Here is a 23000-nt window from a genome sequence, read left to right on the forward strand (position 1 = left end):
CTGCCGCCGGCACCCGGCCGCCGACTAGTGTGCACCATCGCCCGCGGCGTAGGGCAGTTCGGCCTCCTGTACCGGGAAGCAGTGCCGGTAGGCGCGTTCGGTCTCGGCGGCGACCCGCTCCCAGGTGAAGCGGGACGCCGCCCGGTCGGCGGCGGCGATGCCGTAGGCGGCGGCCATGGTGGGCTCGGCGGTCAGCGAGCGGACCGCGCGGGCCAGCGCGTCGGGGCGGGCTTCGCGCAGCAGAGTGCCGGTCGTGCCGTGCAGCACCGCCTCGTTGACGACACCGGCTCCGCGGGCCACCACCGGCAAGCCGCACGCCATGGCCTCCAGCACGGCGCCGCCGCAGAGCTCGTAGGGCGCGCCGGAGACGTAGACGTCGGCGGAGCGCAGCAGCCGCGGCAGTTCCTTGCGGTCGACGGGGCCGGCGAGGCTCAGCCGGTCGTCGACGCCGGCCTCCTTGGCGAGCAGTTCCACGCGCCGCGCGTCGTCGCTGAGCGGCAGCTCCTCCTGTCCCGGACCGGCGACGACCGTCAGCTCGGCGTCGGTCAGCCGCAGCAGTGCGGCGATCAGGACCTCGGCGCCGCCGGCGGCCAGGTCGGTCACCGAGATCATCCGTGTGCGTCCGCTGCGGCGCGGGCTCCATGTGTCGGCCGTGGAGCCGCCCTCGGTGCTGAAGTGGTCGGTGTCGACCCCGAAGGGGACCACACTGACCTTGGCGCGGGGCAGCCCCATGTGCGCCAGCTCGAAGCGCTGGTCGGCGGAGCCCACGACGATCCGGTCGGCGTGCCCGGCGACCGCGGCTTCGATGCGGGCGCGGTCGGTGCGCTCGGGCAGGCCGGCGCGCTGCTCGGCGGCGTTGAGGGAGCGGAAGGTCTGCACGACGCGCGGGCGCTCGCCGTCGCAGGCCCGGGCGGCCGAGACCACGGCGAGGCCGCTGGTCCAGCCGAACGCGTGCAGGACGTCGGGGGGATCTTCGGCGAGCCGCTCGCCCAGAGCCTGGGCGAAGGCACCGGTGTGCTCGGCGGCCGCGCCCTCCTCCATGCGGTGCTCGGGTCCGGCCGGGAGGTGCTCGACGGTGGCGTTCCGGCCCATGCGGGAGCGTTCGGGCAGGGCGGGGGAGTGCTTGCGGGCGTAGACGGCCACGCGATGGCCCGCCTTGGCCAGGTGGCGGGCGAGCGCTGCGACCTGGACACTGTCGCCGCAGGCGGGTTCGCCCTTGTGGGCGGGCAGCGGGTTGGCGTGCTCGGCGACCATTGCGATCTTCACGTGTGACTCCTCACGACGAGACGACGACCCCGTGCGCAGGCAGGTGCTGGGCCGCAGGGTGGCGATGCCGCGCAGGCGGCGCCCGCGGGCGCGCGGCGCGGCGGGACGCGGCGGCGGGTACTCAGGCGTGCCGGCACACGGCGCGCAGCTGCGCCGTCACGGGCGGCGTGCGGCCGGTGCACGGCGAATGGGGGGAATGGCCGGAAACCGGAGAAGGGCAGACGCATACGGATCACACCTTGGAGCGTTCGCGGATTCACGAGGAGCGCTCGCTGGAGCGGAGGCGCGATGGATCAGCGCCGCGGCGAGCGCGCGAACGTCGGTGTGTCTGCGTCTTAGACACCCAACGCGGCGATTATGCCAGAGCCGTCGAGAACCGAACAAGACAAGCGCTTTGACCCGCTGTTTCGCTTTCGGGGTCTGCGCGGTGCGCGCGGGTGCGCGTTTGGCGGGTGGTGCCTCGGGCATTTTCGGCCGCGTAGGTGTCTCCTGTGATTCGAAAGTACGAGGGACCATGACTGCGCGGCCCTGCGGGCGTGCAGCCGCGGCGGACGGCCGCCGCGGCGCGGCCCGGGACCTACCGGAGCGGGACCTACCGGACCCCCTGCCCGACTACACGCCGCACGAGGCGCTGCGCGGACGCCGCGCACTGGTCGTCGGCGGACTGGCGGGAGGCGGGCCGGGGCGAACCGTGGCCGCCGGGCTCGCCAAGGAGGGCGCCGCCGTGGCACTGGCCGACACCACCCGGCTGGACGGACTGGCGCCGGGCGCGCGGCCCGTGCCCCGGAAGCGTCTGGCCGACGATCCGGTCCTGGCGGCCGCCGGAGTCGTGTCGGCGCTGGGCGCCTGGTCGCTGCCGATCCACTGCGACCCGGCCAGCGAGAGCGACGGCCGCGCCGCCGTGGCCTACACCGCACTGGAATTCGGCGCCGTCGACCTGCTGGTGGTCTGCGGATCGGCCGAGGACGCCCGGGGATCCCACCGAGCGGGCGGTCTGGGCGCCGCTGTGGCTCTCGCGCCGGATGCCGCGCCCGCGCCCCCGATGGGTCCGGGTTCGGAGCTGGAAGCCGCCGTGCGCACGGTGCGCGGAGCGCGGCCCTTCCTCAGCGAGGGGGCCGCGGCTGTGGTGGTGAGCGGGCGCGGCGCGCCGTACCCGGTCGGCCCCCGGTCGCGAGCGGCCCTGCGGTCGTTCGCGGGCTCGCCGGGCGAGCGGCGGGTCCGGGTGAACTGCCTCGCGCTGCGCTCGGGCGACACCGACACCGCCGTCGCCGCGGCGGTCGCCGGGTTGGCCGCGGAAGACGGGCCCTGCGGTGAAGTGGTAGGAGTAGCCCGGGTTCCGCATTCGCAGTAGGGGCGGGGACACGGACGATTCGCAGGTTCCGTCGCCTCTGGCCGACGGATGTTCGCCGGGGCGTAGAGTGCGCCCGTAGTTTGGTGGCGACGAAGCCGCCGGGAACTGCGTATGGGGGCGATTTCCGCCATGATGTAGGCGGATTTTGACCACGATCAGCGGTCCCCGGATACGGTTGCATGATCAACGCGCCGCGGCCTCCCGTACGGTCAGGCGCCGCTTGGGACTGTTCGGCAGCCACTGCCGTTGAAACAGGAGGTTGGGCGTATGGGTGTCGCTGGTGGGGAAGTCACGGTCACGGCCCTCACACACCGGGGCGCTGTACGCACGGCCAACGAGGACGCCGTGGTCATGGGCGCGCTCACGGTCGCCAGCGCCAACATGACCCTCCCGGCGCGGTGCGTCCTGCCGGTCACCGAGCCGGTGATCCTGGCCGTCGCCGACGGCCTGGGCGGCCACGCGGCGGGCGAGATCGCCTCGGAGCACGCCGTGCACCGCATGGCGGAGATGAGCCCGCGGCTGGTGAGCCCCGACGACGTCGACGTCCTGCTGAAGAACATCGACGAGGAGATCAAGGACCACGCCACCCAGCATGCGGAGTTCTCCGGCATGGGGACGACGGTCGCGGGCCTGCTCCTCAACACCGACGGCAACTTCTGGTTCAACGTGGGCGACTCGCGCACCTACCGGCTGGAGGGGACCCGGCTGCGCCAGCTCTCCGAGGACGACTCTCCACCGCTGCCCCCCTCCGACGACGGCAAACCGGTCACCACGAACTTCATCACCCAGTCGCTGGGCGGAAGCGGCAGCACCGCGATGCTGCCGCACGTGGGACGCGACCACGAGCCGGACCCCAGCGCGTGGCTGATGTGCAGCGACGGCCTCTCGGACCTGGTGACGGTGGCGGAGATGGAGCGCCTCATCGCCGAGGCCGGAAGCGACGAGGGTGCCGTGCACGGCCTGTGGCAGGCGGCCATGGAGGCCGGCGGCCGCGACAACATCAGCATCATGCTGGCCCGCCGCGTCTGAGGCCGCCTGAGTCCGCCTGCGGCCCCGAGGCACCCCTCGGAATACGTCCGGCCGGGGTGCTCCGGGGAGTGCGGTACACCGGAGCACGCGCTACGCGCTTTCCGCTCCGGCGCCGCACCCCTCGATCGGAGCGGTTCCCGGGGTTCTTTCAGTCGTCCGTGCCGCCGGGGCGGTTGCGCATGCGGATGAGCAGGATGGCGATCAGGGCGATGACGGCGATTCCAGCCACGACGCCGCCGACCGGGCCCAGCACGGACGGATCGGTCGGCGACCGGGCCGGAGGCGACTCGTCCGCGTCCGCGCCGTCTCCCGAGCCGTCGGCGCCGTCGCCGTCCTGCGGCGCGGACTCCTGGGCCTCGGGAGAGGATCCGGTACCGGCGACGGCCTCGTCGGTGACGGAGAACGCGAGCTCGTCCTCCAGCGCGTGGCCGTCGGAGGACACGATCCGGTAGGCGACGGTGTACTCGCCTGCGGCGGGCAGGTCCCGCAGGCCCACGGAGGCGTCCGGGCCCTCGATCTCGACCTCGCCCTCCTCGTAGTCGGCCCCGTCGGGGCCGGTGACCACGATGGCGTTGCCGCCGTCGCCGATGTCGTCGCTGAAGGTCAGCTCCACTTTTCCGGGGGCGGTGTCCAGCTCGTCGCCGTCCTCCGGAGTGGAGCCGAGCAGAGTGTCGTGGGCGAGGGCGGGCGGCGCCGTCGCGGTCGCCAGCGCCAGGGAGCCGAGCAGGGCCGCGGCGGCGACCGCCGGGCGCCGCATCCGCGCGGGGAGCCGCTGCTGCGGGGGTGTGCGGAGCGCTGCGGGCATGTCCAGGGTCATCGGAGGGGTTCCTTAGGGACGGGGATGGGGACAGGCCTCCGGGCGGGAGGTGCCCGTCGCGGGGCGGCACGGCGTATGCGTACCCGTTCCGCCGTCGCGGACCGGGTACGGACCGGGGCCGTACGGCCCCTCAACCTATACAGTCGGCGCTTCCCCGGCGGCGCCGCGCGTGCCTCCGTGCCCCTGCTGCCCCTGTGCTCCGGGGGTGCGCCGGGCGGTGCGTCCGCAGCCGTGCTGCGGCGGTTCCGCAGAGCCGGGACGAGGGGAGGGCGGGCCGTCAGGAAGCCATCGGCAGCGGCTCGCGGCGCATGTAGCGGCGGTCCTCCGGTGTGGTGCCTCCCCAGACTCCGTGCGGCTCGCCGACGCTCAGCGCCCAGTTCAGGCACTCGGCCCGGACGCGGCAGGTGCGGCAGATGGCCTTGGCGAGGTCGGCGTCGTTCTGCCCGGGGCCTGTCGTGCTGACGGGGAAGAAGAGTTCGGGGTCGTACTGGCGGCATGCGCCTTGGGCGACCCAGTCTTCGCTTTCGTGGTAAAGGCGGTTCACCAGGAGCCTCCGTTCCCTGGCCGGTCCCCGCGCGGGAGCGTGTCGGCCGGGTGCCGCGCGGAGGACGTGTCTGGTCGCAGCACGGAGCGGCGGTGGCCGTCGCCCCATTGCGATGCGACCCATCGTAGTACTACGGATGGTCGTACTACGAAAAGCCTGCCAAAATTCTTCGCTCCGCTTCAAGTCCGCGGGCGCTTCCGGTGCCGATTCCCGCGGTCCGCGGAGAGCGCGGAGGGTGCTGCGCGTCCGCCGCGCCCGCTACCCCGCCGATCGCGGCGCCTCCCGTCCGCACACCGCCGGATCGCCCGCATCGGCGCCTCTGCGGGACGGGCGGGGCCGGCGAGGCGGGAAACCCCGCGAGCGCGGGGGTCGCTGCCGTTCGCCGCCGGCGGGTTCGCCGGAGCGGCAATGTCGCGAGGATTCACCCGAATCCGTGTGACTTAATGCACTCGTAAAATTCGCTGTGCGTCCCCCTGCGTTCGCCCGAGAGCAGGCACAATCGCCTCTGGCGCGCAGCACCGACCCCCTCCGCCGGTGCTCCCGGACGGCGGTCCGAACCCCCTGGTGAGCATGGCGTGAGCGGTACTTCCCCGGTGCGCGTATCGACGCCCCCGACGGCGACGCAAAGTGACGACCGGGACCAAATAGACAGGCCATACCCGCTGAAACAGTGCTGAAACATACGCCGTTCGGAAGCTGGAAACGCTGCTCAGAAACGTTCGCTATGTTCCATCGACGTGCCTGACGAACAGAGCGATGACGAGACCAGCGCCGTGTCCGACCCCGGGGATCAGCCCGCTGTAGTCGGCGGCCCGGCGGCTTCCGACGGCCTGCTCCTGCAAGAGCCGACCGTCGCCGACGGCCCCGACCTGTGGCGGTTGGCCCGCGATTCCGGGCTCGACATGAACTCGCCCTACGCCTACACGCTGTGGAGCCGGGACTTCGCCGCGACCAGCGTCATCGCACGTGACAGCGAGCACAATCCGCGCGGTTTCGTTACCGGATTCGTCCGTCCCGCCTATCCTGAAACGTACTTCCTGTGGCAGGTGGGCGTGGACCCCGGCTTCCGCGGACGCCGGCTGGCACGGCGCATGCTCGACCACATCGGCGACCGGATCGCCGAACTCGGGCTTACCTACCTGGAGGCCACGGTGACACCGGACAACGCCGCATCCCGCGCGTTGTTCGAATCCTTTGCCCGGTCCAGGGAATGCACGGCGGTGTGGAGCCCGCTGTTCGGAAGCGAGCACTTCCCGGCTGACGACGGCGAGGGCCACGAACCCGAGGACCTCGTCCGGATCGGCCCGCTGGGCCGTCCGGGCGCCGACCGCAGCACGTCCGCCGATATCTGACAGCCCACTCACACCAGAGCTGAACAACCCCGACCCCCACGCGCCACACACACGGTGAGCCCACGATGGGGAAAGGACTCAAGGAACTCACAATGGAGATCTTCGAACGCCTCGAATCCGAAGTCCGCAGCTACTGCCGTAGCTGGCCGGTCGTCTTCAACGAGGCGCGGGGCAGCTACGTCTACGACGAATCGGGGCGTCCCTACCTCGACTTCTTCGCGGGTGCGGGCTCCCTCAACTACGGGCACAACAACCCGGAACTGAAATCCAAACTCATCGACTACCTGATGAGCGACGCGATCGTGCACAGCCTCGACGCGTACTCCAGCGCCAAACGCGACTTCCTGTCGACGTTCGGCGAGAAGATCCTCGATCCGCGCGGACTCGACTACAAGGTCCAGTTCCCCGGCCCCGCTGGCAACAACGCCGTCGAAGCGGCCCTCAAGCTCGCCCGCAAATACACCGGGCGCGAGACCGTGATCAGCTTCACCAACGGGTTCCACGGCATGACCCTGGGCGCCCTGGCGGTCACCGGCAACTCCATGAAGCGCAGCGGGGCCGGCGTTCCGCTGAGCCACTCGACCACCATGCCCTTCGACAAGTACATGGACGGTCAGACGCCCGACTTCCTGTGGTTCCGCAGCATGCTGGAGGACAGCGGCAGCGGCCTGGACGCGCCCGCGGCGGTCATCGTCGAGACGGTGCAGGGCGAGGGCGGCATCAACGTCGCAAGCGCCGAGTGGCTGCGCGGCCTCCAGGAGGTCTGCCACGAGTACGACATGCTGTTCATCGTCGACGACATCCAGATGGGCTGCGGTCGCACCGGCCCGTTCTTCAGCTTCGAGCACGCCGGCGTCACGCCCGACATCGTCACCCTGTCCAAGTCCATCAGCGGCTACGGCCTGCCGATGGCGCTCACGCTGTTCAAGCGCGAACTGGACGTGTGGGAGCCGGGCGAGCACAACGGCACCTTCCGCGGTCCCAACCCGGGCTTCGTGACCGGCGCCGCCGCTATTCGGACCTACTGGAGCGACGACGCCTTCCAGAAGGAGACCTTGGCCAAGGGCGAGCTGATGGACCGCCGCCTGCAGGCCGTCGCCGACGAGCTGGGCCCGGACGAAGCCCATGTGCGCGGCCGCGGCATGGCCCGCGGACTGGTGCTGGAGCGCCCGGACGCGGCCAACGTGCTCAGCCGCGAGGCCTTCGAGCGCGGCCTCTTGGTGGAGACCTCCGGTCCCGAGGACGAGGTGGCCAAGCTGCTGCCCGCGCTGACGACCACCGAGCAGGAACTCGAAGAAGGGCTGGCGATCATCGCCGACGCGGCCCGCGCCGCGATGAAGACTCCCCAGGCGGCGTAAGCGGAACCACTGGGCACAGGGGCTTCGGCGGCCCCACAATTGGCCGTGGAGGTGGACGGGGGCCGACCGGTTCGGCCCCCGCCTCTGCGGTTGTTCGGAGCAAGCAAGAGGAGTAGGCACTTTGATCGTGCGCAGCATGAGCGATGTCGACGGCACCGACGCCGACATCCGCACCGAGACCTGGCGCAGCCGCCGAATCGTCCTGGCCAAGGACAAAGTCGGGTTCTCGTTCCACGAGACCGTGCTCTACGCGGGCACGGAAACCAGCATGTGGTACGCCAACCACATCGAGCTGGTCCATTGCATCGAGGGCGAGGCGGAGATCACCGACGACGAGACCGGTGAAACCCACCTGGTCACGCCGGGCACGCTGTACCTCCTCGACGGCCACGAGCACCACACGGTGCGGCCCAAGACCGACTTCCGGGTGCTGTGCGTGTTCAATCCGCCGGTGACGGGCCGCGAGGTGCACGACGAGAACGGTGTGTACCCCCTGCTGACCGAGGACGGCCAGGAGGCCGCGGCGAAGTAGACCCGTGCGGGGCGGTCGGCCGGTGCCGCGCCCCGCCTGCCGGGGGCGGTCCGCGCTGCGGGCCGCCCCCGCTGCATCGAACGGCAGCGCCCCGGCCGCGGGTGCCGCTCGCCTCCACGGGCCGGGTGGGCCGGCGCCTCCGGGATCGCGCTTCCTCCGGCCCGCCCGTTCCCGGATGCGGACGACCGCGCCGCGAACGCGCGCCGTGCGCGCCTTCCCGCCGCTGGACGGCGGCGACGAGCGCAACGGTGCGCCGATGATCGGGCCGGGAGCGCACCGGGCCCCGTGTCCTGCGTCGACGGCACGTGTAGCGGCGCCGCCCGCCGTTGAACGGCCGCGCCCGCACGTCCGGGCGACCGCGACGACATGCGGCTGGAACAGCCCGGCGACCCCGCCGCAACGCCGCGAAGCACGACTGTTCGTGGCCCGATCGTTACGGGGCCGGTCTCGGTCATGCACCGGGATAACCAGTGCATAACGTGCTATTCCGCCTCCGTTAGCAGGGACGGAAGATGGGCAATGAGTCCGCAGGCGCCGGTTGGTGCCGGGCGCCCCGCGTGACCGGGGGTACTGAGGCGGCCCGTCTCCTGACACGCTCGGGTTCGGCCTCAGGGCCACGCATGTCCGTACCACCGCACGGCGCTCCTTCCCCGCGCGGAAGGGAGCGCCGCGTTGTTCGTCGACCCCCTTAGTTTCGCGACGAGGAGATAAGCAATGAGCGACAGCAGTCCCCTGGTTCGCCTCGGCCGCCGCGACGTCCTCCGCGCCGGCGGCGTCACCGCCGCCGCGCTGGCCGCAGGGCCAGGGCTGGCCGCGTGCTCCCGTACCGATCCCTCCGAGGGGCAGAGCCTGCTGGAGAGCCTGCGCGAGAAGGGTTCGATCAAGGCCGCGATCAACAACGAGCCGCCGTTCGGCTTCATCGACGACAACGGAGAGGTCACCGGCGAGGCCCCCGAGCTCCTGCGCGCGATCGCCGCCGAGATGGGCATCGACGGGATCGAGGCCGAGGCGGTCAGTTGGGACGCCCTCATCCCCGGTCTGAAGGCCGGCCGCTTCGACATCGTCGCCGCCGGCATGTACATCACGCCCGACCGCTGCGAGGAGGTCGCCTTCGCCGAGCCCGACTACAAGGTGCTCGAAGCGTTCATGGTGGAGAAGGGCAACCCGCTGGGCCTGGAGACCTACCACTCGGTGGCCGACAACCCCGACGTCACCATCGCGGTGCTCAACGCCTCGGTCGAGAAGGACTACGCCGAGGGCGCCGGGGTCGCCGAGGACCAGATGACCCTGGGCGACAACGCCGTGCAGATGCTCGACCTGCTGGAGAACGGCCGTGTGGACGCCGTCGGGTTGAGCACGTTCTCCCTCAACTACCAGATGGACCAGCGCGGCATGCAGGACGGCTACGAGGTGACCGAGGGCTTCACCCCGGTCGTCGACGGCGAGGAGGTCTCGCCGGCCGGCGGGTTCGCCTTCCGCAAGGAGAACCAGGACTTTCTGGACGAGTTCAACACGGTTCTGGCCGACTTCAAGGAGAGCGGCCGGCTGCTGGAGATCGGTCAGGAGTTCGGCTTCGACGAGACGGCCCAGCCCGGGGACCTGACCACCGAGGAGCTCTGCTCGGCGGACAACGGCTAGACGAGGATCCCCGGTGGATTTCTTCCTCAACAGATTCCCCGTCTATCTGGACGGGGCCCTGATCACACTCCTGATAACCGTGCTGGGATCGGCGCTGGCGTTCGTCCTGGCGATGGCGGTCGGCATCCTCGGCACGCTGCGCAACCCCGTGGCGCGCGCCGCGGCCACGGTCTACACCGAGGCGTTCCGCGGAGTCGCGGCCCTGGTGCTGCTGTTCTGGTTCGCCTACGCGATCCCGCAGATCACGCCGTATGAGCTGTCCCCGATGTTCGTCGGCGTCCTGGCACTGGGGCTGAACGTGGGCGCGTACGGCGCCGAGGTGGTGCGCGCGGCGATCAACGCGGTGCCCGCGGCCCAGACCGAGGCCACGATCGCGCTGAACATGTCGTGGCTGCGGCGCATGCGGTCGGTGCTGCTGCCCCAGGCTTGGGCGCAGATGCTGCCCACCTTCGGCAACCTGGTCATCGAGCTGATGAAGGCCTCGGCGATCGTGTCGCTGATCAACGTCGCCGACCTCACCGACGTCGCCGGGCGGATGCGTGCCAGCTCCAGCGAGACGATCCTGTCGTACGGCAGCGCCCTGGTCATGTACTTCGTCATCGCCCAACTGCTGATCGTGGGCATGCGGACGCTGGAGCGCCGCGCCAACCGGCGGCTGGGCAGGGCGCCGGCGCGCGGCTCGCTGCTGGACCTGCTGCGTCCGCCGACACCCGGAACGAAAGTGGGGACGGCCGAGTGAACTGGGACACCGAGTTCGCGATCAGCATCATCCCCCGGCTGCTGGAAGGCCTGGCCGTCACCGTGCAGGCCACCGTTATCGGCTACGCCGTCGCTCTGGTCCTGGGTCTGGTCGTCGCCATCCTGCGGCGCATGGACTACATCGGCCCGGTGGTCTTCGTGGTCTTCGAGTTCATCCGGACCACGCCGGTGCTGGTGCAACTGCTGTTCGTGTTCGCACTGGCGCCGCCGGCCGTCACGCCGCTGACCATCGGTATCACCGTGCTGGGCGTGCACTACGCGGCCTACACCGCCGAGGTCTACCGGTCGGGGATCGAGGGCGTCGCCAAGGGCCAGTGGGAGGCCTGCCGCGCGCTGAGCCTGCCGCCGCTGCGGGTGTGGGGCGCCGTGGTGATGCCCCAGGCGATCCGCAAGGTCATCCCGCCCCTGGGCAACTACCTCATCTCGATGTTCAAGGACACGCCCTACCTGTTCGCCATCACCGTGGGCGAGATGATGTTCGTGGCCAAGGCGATCGGCACCGAGGCTTTCCGCAGCATGGAGGCCTACACCCTGGCGGGCCTGTTCTTCCTGGCCGTGAGCGTGCCCTCCGCGGTCATCATCCGACGTCTGGAGCGCCGTTATGCAGCAGTCTGAGAGCCCGAGTCCGGAGGCCGCCGGCGCGCACGAGCCCGCCGGCGGGGAGATCGTCCGGTTCGACAAGGTCGTCAAGCGCTACGGCAGCAACGTCGTGCTCGACGAGCTGGACTTCTCCGTCGCGCCGGGCGAACGCGTCACGCTCATCGGGCCCAGCGGGTCGGGCAAGACCACGATCCTGCGGCTGCTGATGACGCTGGAGCCGATCGACGGCGGCGTCATCCACGTCAACGGCGAGCCCCTGTCGCACATGCACCGCGGCGGCAAGCTCGTCAAGGCCAACGAGGCGCACCTGCGGCGCGCGCGCACGAGCATCGGGATGGTGTTCCAGCAGTTCAACCTCTTCCCGAACATGAGCGTGCGCAAGAACGTCACCGAGGGCCCCGTGCACAGCCTGGGCGTGGCCAAGGACGAGGCGAACGGGCGCGCCGAGGAGCTGCTGGAGCTCGTGGGGCTCGGTGACAAGATCGACCAGCACCCCACCCGGCTCTCCGGCGGGCAGCAGCAGCGCGTGGCGATCGCCCGCGCGCTGGCGATGCGGCCCCGGATCCTGCTGCTGGACGAGGTCACCTCGGCGCTGGATCCCGAGCTGGTGGCCGGTGTGCTGGACGTGCTGCGCGACATCGCCCAGACCACCGATATCACCATGCTGTGCGTGACCCACGAGATGAGCTTCGCCCGCGACGTCTCGCACCGCGTGCTGATGTTCGACGAGGGCCAGGTGGCCGAAGAGGGACCGCCCGAGCGCATGTTCGGCGCGCCGGAGGAGGAGCGGACCAGATCGTTCCTCAAGGCCGTACTCGAGAACGGCTGAGGCCGGGTCCGGAGCGGCACCCGGCTCCGAGCGAGCGGTGAGCCGGGTGCCGGGGATCCGGTGCCTGCGTCCGCGCCGCGCCTTCGCGGGCCGGGAGCACCGCGGAGGTCGCTTTCCTCAGCGGAAAGTAAAAAAGCGGAGAGTAACGACATACCGTTTCCATTGCGTCGCCTTTCCCCTCAGACAGGAGAGACTGAGGTCCTGAACTGGGGGGAGGCCGGTGGCGAAGTCATTCGGACGCTTGTGGAGATGGGGCGCCGCAGCGGCGGTGGCGGCCCTGGCGACCGCGCTCGTGCTGAACCCGCTCGTGCCGATGCCCGTGACCGGGCCGGCGGCGGTGGCCCACGGGGCTCTGCTGGTACCGACCGCGGCGGGAGTGGCGCTCATCGCGGTGCTGACCGACCACCGCGAGCGCAAACGGCTCGACGAACGGGTCCGCACCGCCCTCGAAGGGCACTCGGTGCCCAACGAGGTGGTCTGGCTGCTCGCGCTCCTGGTCGTGTTCCTCGTCGCGACACCGGGGATCTCCTACTTCGCGGGGCTCTTCTTTCCCGGTGTGAGCTGGGAGGTCATGATGCCTCCCGTCCGCATCCTGATGCTGTTCGTGCTGCCGCTGGTCGTCGTGGACCTCGGCGGATTCACCATCTCGGGATACTCCACCGTGATGCCGTCGATCGCCATGAGCGTGACCGAGCGCTGGCGCTGGATGGGCGCCGTCCCCGCAGCCGCGGTCCTCGTGTTGGCGGCGCTGGCGATCAACCCCGCTCCGGCGCCCTCCCCGGTCGTCCTGCTCGCCGCGGTCCTGGCCGTGGTGGCCGCCGTCGCCGTGCCCGAGGAGATCTTCTTCCGCGCCCTGGTGCAGACGCGGCTGGAGCAGGTCCTCGGCCGCTGGACCGGCATACTGGCCGGGGCGGCGCTGTTCACCGCGACCAGCGTCTACCTGTCGGAGCTCGGCGACTTCTCGCGCCAGGCGCAGCAGCTGGAATTCGGCATCCCGCACGCCATCGTGTTCTACGCCGGAGTCGGGGTGCTGCAGGGCTACCTGTGGGCGGCCTACCGCAACATCTGGCTGAACATCCTGCTGCGCAGCGGCGTCCTTCTGCTGCGGGTCGCGCCCGCACTGCAGCTCGTCTAGCCGGGCGGATCCGGCGTGGCCGCGGGCGGCCGCTCACCGCCCTGGGCCCGGTGCCGGCGCGCTGGGACAATCGCGGGACCAGTGCCGTAGGACCGGATGGGACAGCATGGACCCGACGACCCCGCGCATCCTCACCGACGACCTTCTGCTGCTCGCCTACCGGCCCGATACCGGACGCGCCTGCACCGACGTCAACCGCCTGCAGTGCGGGCTGGCCGGGGCGGTGATCGCCGAGGCCGTCCTCGCCGGCAGGATCGCGCTCGACGGCGGCGGGCACCTGCGCACGACCGGCGCCGCCCGCACCGGGGACCCCGACGTCGACGGCGTGGTCGACCGGATCGCGGCCGAACCGCGCCCCCGCAAGGTCAAATGGTGGGTCCAGCGGTTGAACCGCCGGCAGCTGCGCGAGCGCCTCCGGGGCCGCGCTGTCTCGTTCGGCGTGTTGGACCACGAGCCGGGCCGTGCGCTGTGGATCTTCGTCACCGACACGTACCGGCCCCAGCAGCCGGAGCGGGACCGGGCGGTGTGGGCGCTGCGCTCGGTGCTGCTCGGCCACGACGCGCCCGACCCGCGGTCGGCGGCACTACTCGCGCTCGTCGGAGCCGCGCAGCTGGACGGCAAGCTCTTCGGCGACATCCCCCGCGGCGATCGGCGCAAGCGGATCACGGCGGTCACCGACCGCGACGAGATCGGGCGGGCGGTGCGCGAGGTGATCCAGTCGATCGAGACCGCGGTGGTCGCTGCTGCCGTCGCCGCCGGAGGCGCGGGCGACGGCGGCGGCTGAGGCGGCCGGTTCCCCGGAGGTCGGGACCGGCCGGGCCGCGTCCCGACCGGCCGGTCCCGGCTCCGGCGACTCCGCCTGCGGATGCCGCAGCGGCGCGGGCACTCACCGGTGTCATCGCGCGGAAACCGCGGCGTCCACCGGCGTTCAGCCCGATGGGAGAGTCTGCCCCGGTGACTGCTGAACCGGTTGAAAAGGGACGAAGCGCCGAACCTTCCGCCGACCTCCCCGCCGATCGCTTCCTCGACCGCGAAACGGGCTGGCTGCGGTTCAACCAGCGGGTCCTGGAGCTCGCCGAAGACGCCGACATACCGCTGCTGGAACGCGTCCGCTACCTCTCCATCTTCTCCGCCAACCTCGACGAGTTCTTCATGGTGCGCGTCGCCGGACTCAAACGGCGGCTGGCCACCGGCGTCGCCGTCACCTCCGCCACCCGCCACCACCCCGACGACCTGCTCCGCAGCATCTCCGACGTCGCACGCGAACTGATGCTGCGCCAGGCACGCTGCCTGCACGAATCGGTCGCCCCCGCCCTCGCCGACGCCGGAATCCGCATCGTGCGCTGGGACGACCTCGACGCCGACGAGCGCGAACGCATGCGCTCGCTCTTCCACGGCTCGATCTACCCCCTGCTCACCCCCTTCGCCGTCGACCCCGCCCACCCGTTCCCCTACATCTCCGGCCGCTCGCTCAACCTGGCCGTCACCGTCCGCGACCCGCAGACCGGGCGGACCATGTTCGCCCGCGTCAAAATGCCCTCGGCCATGCCCCGGTTCGCCGACCTGGGCGACGACCGCTTCGTGCCCACCGAGGACGTCGTCGCCGCGCACCTGCCGGTACTGTTCGAAGGTATGCAGGTGCTGGAGCACCACGCCTTCCGCGTCACCCGCAACGCCGACCTGGAACTCGACGAGGACGAAACCGACGACCTCGTCCAGTCGCTGGAGAACGAGCTGCGGCGGCGCCGGTTCGGCCCGCTCGTGCGGCTGGAGGCCGAAGAGACCGTCTCCGACGACGTCCTGGACATCCTGCGCCGCGAACTGGGCGCGGAAGAGCGCGAGATCTACCGCGTGCCCGGTCCCCTCAGCCTCGCCGGGCTCGACCAGATCGCCGACCTTCCCCGCCCGGACCTGCGCTTCTCGCCGGTGGCGCCCGCAGAACCCGACGCCCTGGCCCAGGACGGCTTCTTCGACGCGGTCGGCAGCGGGGAACTGCTGGTCCACCACCCCTACGAGTCCTTCACCACCACCACCGAACGGTTCCTCGCCCTGGCCGCCGCCGACCCCGACGTCGTCGCGATCAAACAGACCCTCTACCGCACCAGCGGCGACTCCCCGATCGTGGAGTCGCTCATCGAAGCCGCCCGCGCCGGAAAAGAAGTCGTGGTCCTGGTCGAGATCAAGGCGCGCTTCGACGAGCACAACAACATCCTGTGGGCCCGCAAGCTCGAAGAGGCCGGATGCCACGTCGTCTACGGCGTCGTCGGGCTCAAGACCCACTGCAAGCTCGCCCTGGTCGTGCGCCGCGACGCGGACGGCGTCCTACGCCGCTACTGCCACGTCGGGACGGGCAACTACAACCCCGGAACCGCCCGCGTATACGAGGACTTCGGGCTGTTCAGCGCCGCCCCCGAAGTCGGCGACGACCTCAGCGACCTGTTCAACCGCCTCACCGGCTTCTCCCGGAAATCCGCCTACCGGCGGCTGCTGGTGGCGCCCTCCGGGCTCCGCGAAGGCCTGACGCGGCGCATCGACCGGGAGGTGGCGGCCCACGCGCGCGGCGAGCCCGCCCGCATCCGCATCAAAGTCAACTCCCTGGTCGACGAAGAGATCGTCGACGCCCTCTACCGGGCCTCGCGCGCGGGCGTCCCCGTCGACCTGTGGGTCCGCGGCAGCTGCGTTCTGCGCCCCGGCCTGGAGGGCGTCTCCGAAACCGTCCGGGTCCGCAGTATCCTCGGACGGTTCCTGGAGCACTCCCGGATCTTCGTCTTCGAGAACGGAGGCAGCCCGCAGGTGTGGATAGGCAGCGCCGACCTCATGCCGCGCAACCTGGACCGGCGGGTCGAGGCGCTGGTCAGGGTCGAAGACCCCGCCCAGCGCACCCGCCTGGTGGAGCTCATGGACCTGGCCATGGCCGACACCACGGCGTCGTGGCGGATGGGTCCCGACGGCGGCTGGCACCGGGCGGCCCGCGGCGACGAGGGCCGGCGGCTGGTGGAGCTCCAGAGCGCATTGCGCGGCGAACAGCCGCATGCGGGCCGTCGATGACCGACCGTCCCCGCACCCCCGACACCGCCGGCGACCGGGCGCGCGAGACGGCGCCGGGCGGGTTCCTGGAACCCATCCGCGCCGCCGGCACCGTGCTGTGGCGCGGCGCCCCCGCCGATCCGGAGGTCGCGCTGGTGCACCGGCCCGCCCGCGCCGACTGGACCCTGCCCAAAGGCAAGGTCAAGAAGAGCGAGCACCTGATCGGCGCCGCCGTGCGCGAGACCGCCGAAGAGACCGGCCTGGCCCCCGTGCTCGGCCGCCGCCTGCCTCCGCAGCGCTACCCGAAGGACGGCTGGCCCAAGCGGGTCGACTGGTGGGCCGCCGCCGTCGGCGGCGAGTCCGGATCGGAGCCCGGCGACGAAGTCGACGAGCTGGAGTGGCTGCCGGTGGACCGGGCGCGCCGCCGCCTCACCTACGGCAGCGACGCGGGAGTGCTGGACGCCTTCGCCGCCGGGCCCGCCGAAACCGTCCCGCTGATCCTGCTGCGCCACGCCCCGGCCGAGTCCAAGACCGGCCGGGACGGCGACGACCTGCTGCGCCCGCTGGACGCGGCCGGGCGCGGCGACGCCGACGCGCTGGCCCGCCTGCTGCCTGCCTTCGGCACCCCCCGGGTGGTCGCCTCCGCGGCGGTGAGCTGCGTCGAGACCGTCACCCCCTACGCGGAGGCCATCGGCGCCCCGATCCGTACCGACCGGGCCGTCACCGCCCGCACCGCCGGGGACGGGGCCGCCGCGGCCGACGCCGAAGCGGCGCGGGCGGCCGTGACCGCGCTGCTCGACGACGGCGTGCCCACCGCGGTGTGCACGCACGGCGAGCTGGTCTCCGTGCTGCTGCGCGCGGCGCTGGACCGGCTGGGCGCGCCCGCCCCGCAGCAGCTTTCCCTGCGGAAAGGCTCCTTCTGGGTGCTGCACCTGTCCCGCTCCGACGGGAGCCTGGCGGCGATGGAGCGCCACGGCCCCCGGCCCGGCGGCCTCCGATAGGACTGAAAGGATGCGGACATGGCTAAGCATCAGGTATCGCGCAGTGTGGTGATCGACGCCCCCGCCGAGCGGATCTTCCGCATCGTCGCCGACCCGCGCCGCCACCACGAGTTCGACGGCTCTGGCACGGTCCAGCAGGCCCGCGGCGGCGCCGGGCTGCTCGGCCCGGGCTCGCGCTTCGGCATGGACATGCACATGGGCCTGCCCTACAGCACCGCCAACCGGGTCGTGGAGTACGAGGAGAACCGGCTGATCGCCTGGAGCCACATAGGCCCGCACATCTGGCGCTGGCAGCTGGAGCCGCAGGAGGACGGCACCACCCGGGTCACCGAGACGTTCGACTACACGCGGCTGGCACCGGTCTACATCCTGATCGGCTACCCGGCTCGCAACGCCCGCGGCATCGAACGGACGCTGCCCCGGCTCAAACGGCTGGCCGAGGAGGGCACTCCGTAGCAGGGCACCGCCGAGGGCACGGCGCGGCCCTGCCGGGGCGGCTCGCCCGGACGGGGCGCGGCACCCCCGCACCGTGGGGCGGCAGGGCCGGGCCGCCGCGGCACGCTGCACCGATGCTCGCCGCACCGCCTCCACGGCCGTGCCAGACTTGATGTCATGCCTGCCATGCCTTCCTCGTTCGCTGAAGCCCGCGTCGACCTGGGCGCGATCAGCGAGAACACGGCCGCGCTCGCGCGGCGCGCCTCTCCAGCCGCGGTCATGGGCGTGGTCAAGGCCGACGGCTACGGCCACGGCATGATTCCCGCCGCCCGCGCCCTGCTGGCCGGAGGCGCCGAGTGGCTGGGTACCGCCTTCATCGAAGAGGCGCTGGAGCTGCGGGGCGCCGGCGTCACCTGTCCCGTCGTCGCCTGGATCCTGCCGCCGCACGCGCCGTTGGCCCGGGCGGTGGCCGCCGACATCGACCTGGGCGTCAGCACACCGGCCCTGATCGACGACATCGCCGGCGCGGCCCGCGAGACCGGGCGCCGCGCGCGCGTGCACCTCAAGGCCGACACCGGGCTCAACCGCGGCGGCTTGACCCCCGATCAGTGGCCCGGCACCGTCGCCGCCGCCGCGCGTGCCGAAGCCGCCGGTCTGATCCGCGTGACCGGGCTGTTCTCGCACTTCGCCTGCGCCGACGAGCCCGGGCACCCGTCCATCGCCGCCCAGATCTCCGCCTTCCACGAGGCGCTGGAGATCGCCGACAAAGCCGGCCTGGACCCGGAGGTGCGCCATCTGGCCAACTCCGCTGCCACCCTCACCCTGCCCGAGACCCGCTTCGACCTGGTGCGTCCGGGGATCGCGAGCTACGGGCTGAACCCCATCCCCGGGCCGGACGACACCGGCCTGCGCCCGGCCATGACGCTGCGTTCCGCGGTCGCTCTGGTCAAGCGGGTACCGGCGGACAGCGGGGTCTCCTACGGGCACCGCTACACCACCGACCGCGCGACCGGCCTCGCGCTGATCCCCCTCGGCTACGGCGACGGCGTGCCCCGCAACGCCACCAACACCGGCCCGGTCCAGGTGGGCGGGCGGCGCCGCACCATCGCCGGCACCGTGTGCATGGACCAGTTCATGGTCGACCTCGGCGACGACACTCTCGGCCCCGACGCCGAGGCGGTACTGTTCGGCCCCGGCGACGCGGGCGAACCCACCGCCCGGGAATGGGCCGAGGCGCTGGGGACCATCCCCTACGAGATCGTCACCCGCATCTCGCCGCGCGTCCCGCGCGTCTACGACGGCGCCGGCTGAACACCGGGCGGCCCTCGCGGTCGTCGCCTGTGCAGGCGTCCGAGCCGGTAGCGGGGTCCGTCTACCCTGGTTCGTGCGGACGGACCCACCGCCGCATCCGATCGAGACAGCGCTGCGAGCGAGCCTATGAGCGAAACGACCCGAGCCGCCGAACCGCCCGCCGGTACCGAACCCGGCTCCGGCACCGCGCCGGGCACCCGCGCGGCCCCCGTGTTCGTCACCGCCGAGACCGACGCGCAGATGCGTGCGCTCGGCCGCCGCATCGCCGCCCTGCTGCGCGCCGGCGACCTGCTGGTCCTCAGCGGGCCGCTGGGCGCCGGCAAGACCACCCTGACCCAGGGCATCGGCGAAGGCATGGGCGTGCGCGGCCCCGTGACGTCGCCGACCTTCGTCATCGCGCGCGTGCACCCGTCCGAGACCGGTGGCCCCGCGCTCGTGCACGCCGACGCCTACCGTCTCGGCGGCGTCGAGGAGCTCGACGACCTCGACCTCGACACGGAGATGGACGCGTCGGTGGTCGCCGTCGAATGGGGCGAAGGCATCGCCGAGCACCTCACCGACGAACGGTTGGAGATCACCATCGCCCGCCACCCCGACGACACCCGCCGCGTCACACTGACCGGCAACGGCGCGCGCTGGTCCCACCTCGCCCCGGACGCGGAATAGGCTGGACGACCGTGCTCCTTCTGGCATTCGACACCGCGACCCCGGCCGTAACCAGCGCCGTCTGCGAAGCCGGCGACGACGGTGTGCGCGTACGCGCCGCCGCATCCACCGTGGACGCCCGCCGCCACGGCGAACTGCTCAGCCCGCAGATCGGCGACGTCCTGGCGCGGGCCGGTGCCGCACCCGCCGACCTCACCCACATCGCCGTGGGGATCGGTCCCGGCCCCTACACCGGTCTGCGTGTGGGCCTGGCCACCGCCCACGCCCTGGCCGAGGCTCTGGGCATCGCCTGCCACGGTGTCGCCACGCTGGACGCGATCGCTTCCGCGTCGGGCCGCGAGGAGCCCTTCGTCGCCGCCACCGACGCCCGCCGCAAAGAGATCTTCTGGGCGCGCTACGCCGACGCGCACACCCGCACCGGTGAGATCGCGGTCGACCGCCCGCCGGCCGCCGACACCGGAGGGCTGCCGCTGATCGGACACGGCGCCCGCCTCTACGCCGACGTGCTCGGCCCCCAGGCCGCCAGACCCGACCCGCTGTACCCCACCGCCGCGGCGCTGGGCGAGGTCGCGCTGCGCCGGCTGGCGGCGGGCGCGGAGCTCGACGAACCCCGACCGCTCTACCTGCGCCGCCCGGACGCCGCCGAGCCGAGCGCGCCGAAGAAGGTGCGCCAGTGGCAGGCGACGTGAACCGCGGCTTCAGCATCCGCCCCATGACCGACTTCGACCTTCCGGCCGTGATGGAACTGGAGCGCTCCATGTTCCCCGACGACGCCTGGAGCGAGGACATGATGTCCGCCGAGCTGGGCGAGCCCACCCGGCACTACTTCGTGGCCGTCCGCAGCGGCGGCGACGGCGGCGGCGAGGGCGAAGGGCCGGTCGTGGCCTACGGGGGCCTGCGCGCGGCCGCGCCGTTCGGCAACGTGCAGACCGTCGCCGTCGACCGGGCCTGGTGGGGCCGCGGTGTCGCGTCCGCTTTGGTGGTCCGCATGCTCACCGAGGCCTACTCGCGTGCCGTCGACGAGGTGGACCTGGAAGTCCGCTCGGACAACCCCCGGGCGCGGGAGCTCTACCGCAGATTCGGTTTCGCCGACGTCGGCATCAAGCGCGGCTACTACCGGGACGGCGCCGACGCGATCGCGATGCGCTGCTCCGCGCCGGCCGCGGCGATCGCGGGAACGCGGGGCGGCGAGCAGGGAGAGGCCCTGGAGTTCGGGGATTCGGCCGAGCCGGCCGGAGATGACGAGGAGAACGCGTGATGAGTGCGGCAGATCTTCCCCTGGTCCTGGGGATCGAGACCTCGTGCGACGAGACCGGGGTCGGGCTGGTGCGCGGCTGCGAACTGCTCAGCGACGAGGTCGCCTCCAGTGTCGACCAGCACGCCCGCTTCGGCGGGGTGGTGCCCGAGGTCGCCAGCCGGGCGCACCTGGAAGCCATGACCCCGACCCTGCACCGCGCCCTGGACAAGGCCGGCGCCGAGCTCTCCGACGTCGACGCGCTCGCGGTCACCGCCGGGCCGGGTCTGGCCGGTGCGCTCCTGGTGGGCGTCTCGGCGGCCAAGGCCTACTCGATGGCGCTGGGCAAACCGCTCTACGGCGTCAACCACCTGGTCGGACACGTCGCCGTGGACCAGCTGGAGCACGGCCCGCTGCCCAAACCCGCCATCGCCCTGCTGGTCTCGGGCGGGCACACGTCGCTGCTGCTGGTGCGCGATCTGGCCACCGGCGTGCAGCAGCTCGGCGACACCGTCGACGACGCTGCGGGCGAGGCCTACGACAAGGTGGCGCGGCTGCTGGGGCTGCCTTACCCCGGCGGTCCGCCCGTCGACACGGCCGCACGCGAGGGCAGCCCGCGGGCCATCCGCTTCCCGCGCGGAAAATGGGGGGACGGCACCTACGACTTCTCGTTCTCCGGGCTCAAGACCGCCGTCGCCCGCTGGGTCGAGGACAGCGCCCGCGACGGGCGCGACCTGCCGGTAGCCGACATCGCGGCCGGGTTCCAGGAGGCGGTGGTCGACGTGCTCACGCGCAAGGCGGTCGACGCGTGCCTGGAGTACGGCGTGGAGCACCTGGTGATCAGCGGGGGCGTGGCCGCCAATTCGCGCCTGCGGACCTTGGCCCAGGAGCGCTGCGCGGAGGCGGGCGTCGTGCTGCGCGTTCCGCGGCCGCGGCTGTGCACCGACAACGGCGCCATGATCGCCGCTCTGGGGGCGGAGGTCGTCGCCGCCGACCTGCCCCCGTCGAGCCTGAAACTGGCCACCGACACGTCCCTTCCGGTGGACCGCCCGTTGGCGGCGTAACCGGGGCGCGCCGACGCTTCGCGTTCGGTTCGGGTGGCCTGTAGTGATCGGTGTGCGGGGCGCCGGCCGCCTCCCGGGCCGGCGCGACTGCCGGGCGGGCGCGACTGCCGGGCGGAACCGGAACCGCCCCGCCCCGGGCGCTCAGCTCACGAGCGCGATGACCAACGCCGCGCTGCTCACGGCGATAGCCGCCACGAGGGGCCGGAAACCGGGCTGCCGGGCCGGATCGCGGCCGCTGCGCGCATGCCCGACCATCCAGCCCGTCGCACATACGCCCAGAACCAGTTCCCAGCAGGCGAGTGCGGTTACGACGCTCATGGTCACCTTCCCGGCCGTCGGTGGCAGCGCCGAGCACGCGGCGCCGCGTGCGGTGCGGCGTACGCCGAGTCAGGTATAGGTGCGCAAGCCCGAGCTGTCGATGCGCACGCCCGCGAGCGGGGTGGGCAGCTCCACCGATTCGCCGAACCGCGCGGCGTGTGTGGTGCGGTAACGGTCCTCGACGGGGTCGGAGTAGACGAAAAGGTCCCCCTTGCGGGGGTCGATCAGCAGGTAGATCGGAATGCGCCACTGGGCGTAGGACTCCAGCTTGTCGGTGAAGTCGATAGCGGCGTTGCTGGGAGAAGCGACCTCGACGACGAGTTCGACGACGTCCGGATCGAGTAGCCACCCCGGTTCGTCCTCGACGGCGCTCGGCACGACGACGAGATCGGGAGTGCTGTAGTCGTCCTCGTCGTCGAGCGCCGCGACGGAGAACATCTGATGGGCTACGCGGGCGTCATCGAGTTGCAGCGCAACCTGGCGTTCGATACGCCGGACGATGCCGCCGTGTTTGAACGACGGCGTAGGGGACATCACGATCTTGCCCTTGATGATTTCGACACGGAAGCCTTTCACCCGGAGGTCTTCCTCGACATAGCGCCGCAGTTCTCCGCCGTGGGTTCTGTGTCCGGGAAGCCTCATCAGCATGCGCACTCCTCAGCGTCGGACTCCATGGTAGCTGTACCCGGTTCCGCAGCGGCGGGCGTCGTCGAGGTCCGGCGGGTGTCCGCGGT

At 71.9% G+C, this 23000-nt stretch carries 24 protein-coding genes; 19 read left to right on the forward strand and 5 right to left on the reverse strand.

The genetic code is table 11. The annotated features are described in order from the left end of the window. Positions 1 to 24: 24 nt before the first annotated feature. Positions 25 to 1266, reverse strand: coding sequence for a glycosyltransferase (locus tag HNR25_RS14785; RefSeq protein WP_184635968.1), 1242 nt, complete (start codon positions 1264 to 1266; stop codon positions 25 to 27). A gap of 514 nt (positions 1267 to 1780) precedes the next feature. On the opposite strand from HNR25_RS14785, the gene HNR25_RS14790 reads away from it, so the two are divergent. Beyond that, the gene (locus HNR25_RS14790) at positions 1781 to 2617 is read left to right on the forward strand and encodes a Rossmann-fold NAD(P)-binding domain-containing protein (protein WP_184635969.1); all 837 of its coding nucleotides are present in this window, start codon (positions 1781 to 1783) and stop codon (positions 2615 to 2617) included. 267 nt (positions 2618 to 2884) lie between these two features. Continuing rightward, positions 2885 to 3646 carry a PP2C family protein-serine/threonine phosphatase gene (locus tag HNR25_RS14795; RefSeq protein ID WP_017542314.1) on the forward strand — a complete coding sequence of 254 codons (762 nt, stop codon included), beginning with the start codon at positions 2885 to 2887 and terminating at the stop codon, positions 3644 to 3646. Positions 3647 to 3794: 148 nt separating this feature from the next. Here the strand turns inward: HNR25_RS14795 and HNR25_RS14800 are convergent, their stop codons facing one another. After that, on the reverse strand, positions 3795 to 4463 hold the full coding sequence (locus tag HNR25_RS14800) for a copper resistance protein CopC (protein WP_017542313.1): 669 nt from the start codon (positions 4461 to 4463) through the stop codon (positions 3795 to 3797). Positions 4464 to 4740: 277 nt separating this feature from the next. Continuing rightward, positions 4741 to 5007, reverse strand: coding sequence for a WhiB family transcriptional regulator (locus HNR25_RS14805; protein WP_017542312.1), 267 nt, complete (start codon positions 5005 to 5007; stop codon positions 4741 to 4743). Positions 5008 to 5744: 737 nt separating this feature from the next. Between HNR25_RS14805 and ectA the strand changes: the two genes are divergently transcribed. The 17 genes from ectA to tsaD all read left to right on the forward strand — a co-directional run bounded on the left by ectA (position 5745) and on the right by tsaD (position 21948). Beyond that, positions 5745 to 6359 (forward strand): diaminobutyrate acetyltransferase, encoded by a 615-nt coding sequence (gene ectA, locus HNR25_RS14810; protein ID WP_017542311.1) that lies wholly within the window; start codon positions 5745 to 5747, stop codon positions 6357 to 6359. Between the two features lie 92 nt (positions 6360 to 6451). After that, positions 6452 to 7717, forward strand: a complete 1266-nt coding sequence (gene ectB / locus HNR25_RS14815) for a diaminobutyrate--2-oxoglutarate transaminase (protein WP_184635971.1) — start codon at positions 6452 to 6454, stop codon at positions 7715 to 7717. A gap of 121 nt (positions 7718 to 7838) precedes the next feature. Beyond that, a complete protein-coding gene (locus HNR25_RS14820; RefSeq protein ID WP_017542308.1) occupies positions 7839 to 8249 on the forward strand; it encodes an ectoine synthase in 411 nt (136 codons plus the stop codon). 714 nt (positions 8250 to 8963) lie between these two features. Next, the gene (ehuB, locus tag HNR25_RS14825; protein WP_184635973.1) at positions 8964 to 9887 is read left to right on the forward strand and encodes an ectoine/hydroxyectoine ABC transporter substrate-binding protein EhuB; all 924 of its coding nucleotides are present in this window, start codon (positions 8964 to 8966) and stop codon (positions 9885 to 9887) included. Positions 9888 to 9900: 13 nt separating this feature from the next. Beyond that, positions 9901 to 10626: an ectoine/hydroxyectoine ABC transporter permease subunit EhuC gene (ehuC, locus tag HNR25_RS14830; protein WP_017542307.1), complete on the forward strand. Its 726-nt coding sequence runs from the start codon at positions 9901 to 9903 to the stop codon at positions 10624 to 10626. Continuing rightward, positions 10623 to 11261: an ectoine/hydroxyectoine ABC transporter permease subunit EhuD gene (ehuD, locus tag HNR25_RS14835; RefSeq protein WP_017542306.1), complete on the forward strand. Its 639-nt coding sequence runs from the start codon at positions 10623 to 10625 to the stop codon at positions 11259 to 11261. The genes ehuC and ehuD overlap by 4 nt, the downstream gene beginning before the upstream one ends. Beyond that, a complete protein-coding gene (gene ehuA / locus HNR25_RS14840; RefSeq protein WP_184635975.1) occupies positions 11248 to 12075 on the forward strand; it encodes an ectoine/hydroxyectoine ABC transporter ATP-binding protein EhuA in 828 nt (275 codons plus the stop codon). The genes ehuD and ehuA overlap by 14 nt, the downstream gene beginning before the upstream one ends. 220 nt (positions 12076 to 12295) lie before the next feature. Next, the gene (locus HNR25_RS14845; protein WP_152498506.1) at positions 12296 to 13210 is read left to right on the forward strand and encodes a CPBP family intramembrane glutamic endopeptidase; all 915 of its coding nucleotides are present in this window, start codon (positions 12296 to 12298) and stop codon (positions 13208 to 13210) included. A gap of 106 nt (positions 13211 to 13316) precedes the next feature. Next, positions 13317 to 13994: a GOLPH3/VPS74 family protein gene (locus HNR25_RS14850; protein ID WP_184635977.1), complete on the forward strand. Its 678-nt coding sequence runs from the start codon at positions 13317 to 13319 to the stop codon at positions 13992 to 13994. A gap of 170 nt (positions 13995 to 14164) precedes the next feature. After that, complete coding sequence (locus tag HNR25_RS14855; RefSeq protein WP_017542302.1) at positions 14165 to 16258, forward strand: RNA degradosome polyphosphate kinase; 2094 nt, start codon at positions 14165 to 14167, stop codon at positions 16256 to 16258. Beyond that, positions 16255 to 17238 (forward strand): NUDIX hydrolase, encoded by a 984-nt coding sequence (locus HNR25_RS14860; protein WP_184635979.1) that lies wholly within the window; start codon positions 16255 to 16257, stop codon positions 17236 to 17238. Before HNR25_RS14855 ends, HNR25_RS14860 begins: the two co-directional genes overlap by 4 nt. 18 nt (positions 17239 to 17256) lie before the next feature. Next, complete coding sequence (locus HNR25_RS14865) at positions 17257 to 17694, forward strand: SRPBCC family protein (RefSeq protein ID WP_026128859.1); 438 nt, start codon at positions 17257 to 17259, stop codon at positions 17692 to 17694. 165 nt (positions 17695 to 17859) lie between these two features. Further along, a complete protein-coding gene (alr, locus tag HNR25_RS14870) occupies positions 17860 to 18984 on the forward strand; it encodes an alanine racemase (RefSeq protein ID WP_184639329.1) in 1125 nt (374 codons plus the stop codon). Between the two features lie 126 nt (positions 18985 to 19110). Beyond that, positions 19111 to 19650, forward strand: coding sequence for a tRNA (adenosine(37)-N6)-threonylcarbamoyltransferase complex ATPase subunit type 1 TsaE (gene tsaE / locus HNR25_RS14875; RefSeq protein ID WP_017542298.1), 540 nt, complete (start codon positions 19111 to 19113; stop codon positions 19648 to 19650). 11 nt (positions 19651 to 19661) lie between these two features. Beyond that, complete coding sequence (gene tsaB, locus HNR25_RS14880) at positions 19662 to 20339, forward strand: tRNA (adenosine(37)-N6)-threonylcarbamoyltransferase complex dimerization subunit type 1 TsaB (RefSeq protein WP_184635980.1); 678 nt, start codon at positions 19662 to 19664, stop codon at positions 20337 to 20339. Then, on the forward strand, positions 20324 to 20908 hold the full coding sequence (gene rimI, locus HNR25_RS14885) for a ribosomal protein S18-alanine N-acetyltransferase (RefSeq protein ID WP_017542296.1): 585 nt from the start codon (positions 20324 to 20326) through the stop codon (positions 20906 to 20908). The genes tsaB and rimI overlap by 16 nt, the downstream gene beginning before the upstream one ends. Then, on the forward strand, positions 20908 to 21948 hold the full coding sequence (gene tsaD / locus HNR25_RS14890; protein WP_017542295.1) for a tRNA (adenosine(37)-N6)-threonylcarbamoyltransferase complex transferase subunit TsaD: 1041 nt from the start codon (positions 20908 to 20910) through the stop codon (positions 21946 to 21948). The genes rimI and tsaD overlap by 1 nt, the downstream gene beginning before the upstream one ends. Before the next feature lie 141 nt (positions 21949 to 22089). Here tsaD and HNR25_RS14895 read toward each other — a convergent pair whose 3' ends face one another. Then, positions 22090 to 22266: a hypothetical protein gene (locus HNR25_RS14895; protein WP_017542294.1), complete on the reverse strand. Its 177-nt coding sequence runs from the start codon at positions 22264 to 22266 to the stop codon at positions 22090 to 22092. 69 nt (positions 22267 to 22335) lie between these two features. Beyond that, on the reverse strand, positions 22336 to 22914 hold the full coding sequence (locus HNR25_RS14900; protein ID WP_017542293.1) for a Uma2 family endonuclease: 579 nt from the start codon (positions 22912 to 22914) through the stop codon (positions 22336 to 22338). Positions 22915 to 23000: the final 86 nt, after the last annotated feature.

It is taken from the genome of Streptomonospora salina (assembly GCF_014204715.1).
In the GTDB taxonomy this organism is placed as follows: Bacteria; Actinomycetota; Actinomycetes; order Streptosporangiales; family Streptosporangiaceae; genus Streptomonospora; species Streptomonospora salina.

Coding starts and splice junctions, on each gene's coding strand:
- HNR25_RS14790 (WP_184635969.1), top strand. CDS start 1,781: ATGACTGCGCGGCCCTGCGGGCGTGCAGCCGCGGCGGACGGCCGCCGC.
- HNR25_RS14795 (WP_017542314.1), top strand. CDS start 2,885: ATGGGTGTCGCTGGTGGGGAAGTCACGGTCACGGCCCTCACACACCGG.
- HNR25_RS14800 (WP_017542313.1), bottom strand. CDS start 4,463: ATGACCCTGGACATGCCCGCAGCGCTCCGCACACCCCCGCAGCAGCGG.
- ectB (WP_184635971.1), top strand. CDS start 6,452: ATGGAGATCTTCGAACGCCTCGAATCCGAAGTCCGCAGCTACTGCCGT.
- ehuB (WP_184635973.1), top strand. CDS start 8,964: ATGAGCGACAGCAGTCCCCTGGTTCGCCTCGGCCGCCGCGACGTCCTC.
- ehuA (WP_184635975.1), top strand. CDS start 11,248: ATGCAGCAGTCTGAGAGCCCGAGTCCGGAGGCCGCCGGCGCGCACGAG.
- HNR25_RS14850 (WP_184635977.1), top strand. CDS start 13,317: ATGGACCCGACGACCCCGCGCATCCTCACCGACGACCTTCTGCTGCTC.
- HNR25_RS14860 (WP_184635979.1), top strand. CDS start 16,255: ATGACCGACCGTCCCCGCACCCCCGACACCGCCGGCGACCGGGCGCGC.
- HNR25_RS14865 (WP_026128859.1), top strand. CDS start 17,257: ATGGCTAAGCATCAGGTATCGCGCAGTGTGGTGATCGACGCCCCCGCC.
- alr (WP_184639329.1), top strand. CDS start 17,860: ATGCCTTCCTCGTTCGCTGAAGCCCGCGTCGACCTGGGCGCGATCAGC.
- tsaE (WP_017542298.1), top strand. CDS start 19,111: ATGAGCGAAACGACCCGAGCCGCCGAACCGCCCGCCGGTACCGAACCC.
- tsaD (WP_017542295.1), top strand. CDS start 20,908: ATGAGTGCGGCAGATCTTCCCCTGGTCCTGGGGATCGAGACCTCGTGC.
- HNR25_RS14895 (WP_017542294.1), bottom strand. CDS start 22,266: ATGAGCGTCGTAACCGCACTCGCCTGCTGGGAACTGGTTCTGGGCGTA.
- HNR25_RS14900 (WP_017542293.1), bottom strand. CDS start 22,914: ATGCTGATGAGGCTTCCCGGACACAGAACCCACGGCGGAGAACTGCGG.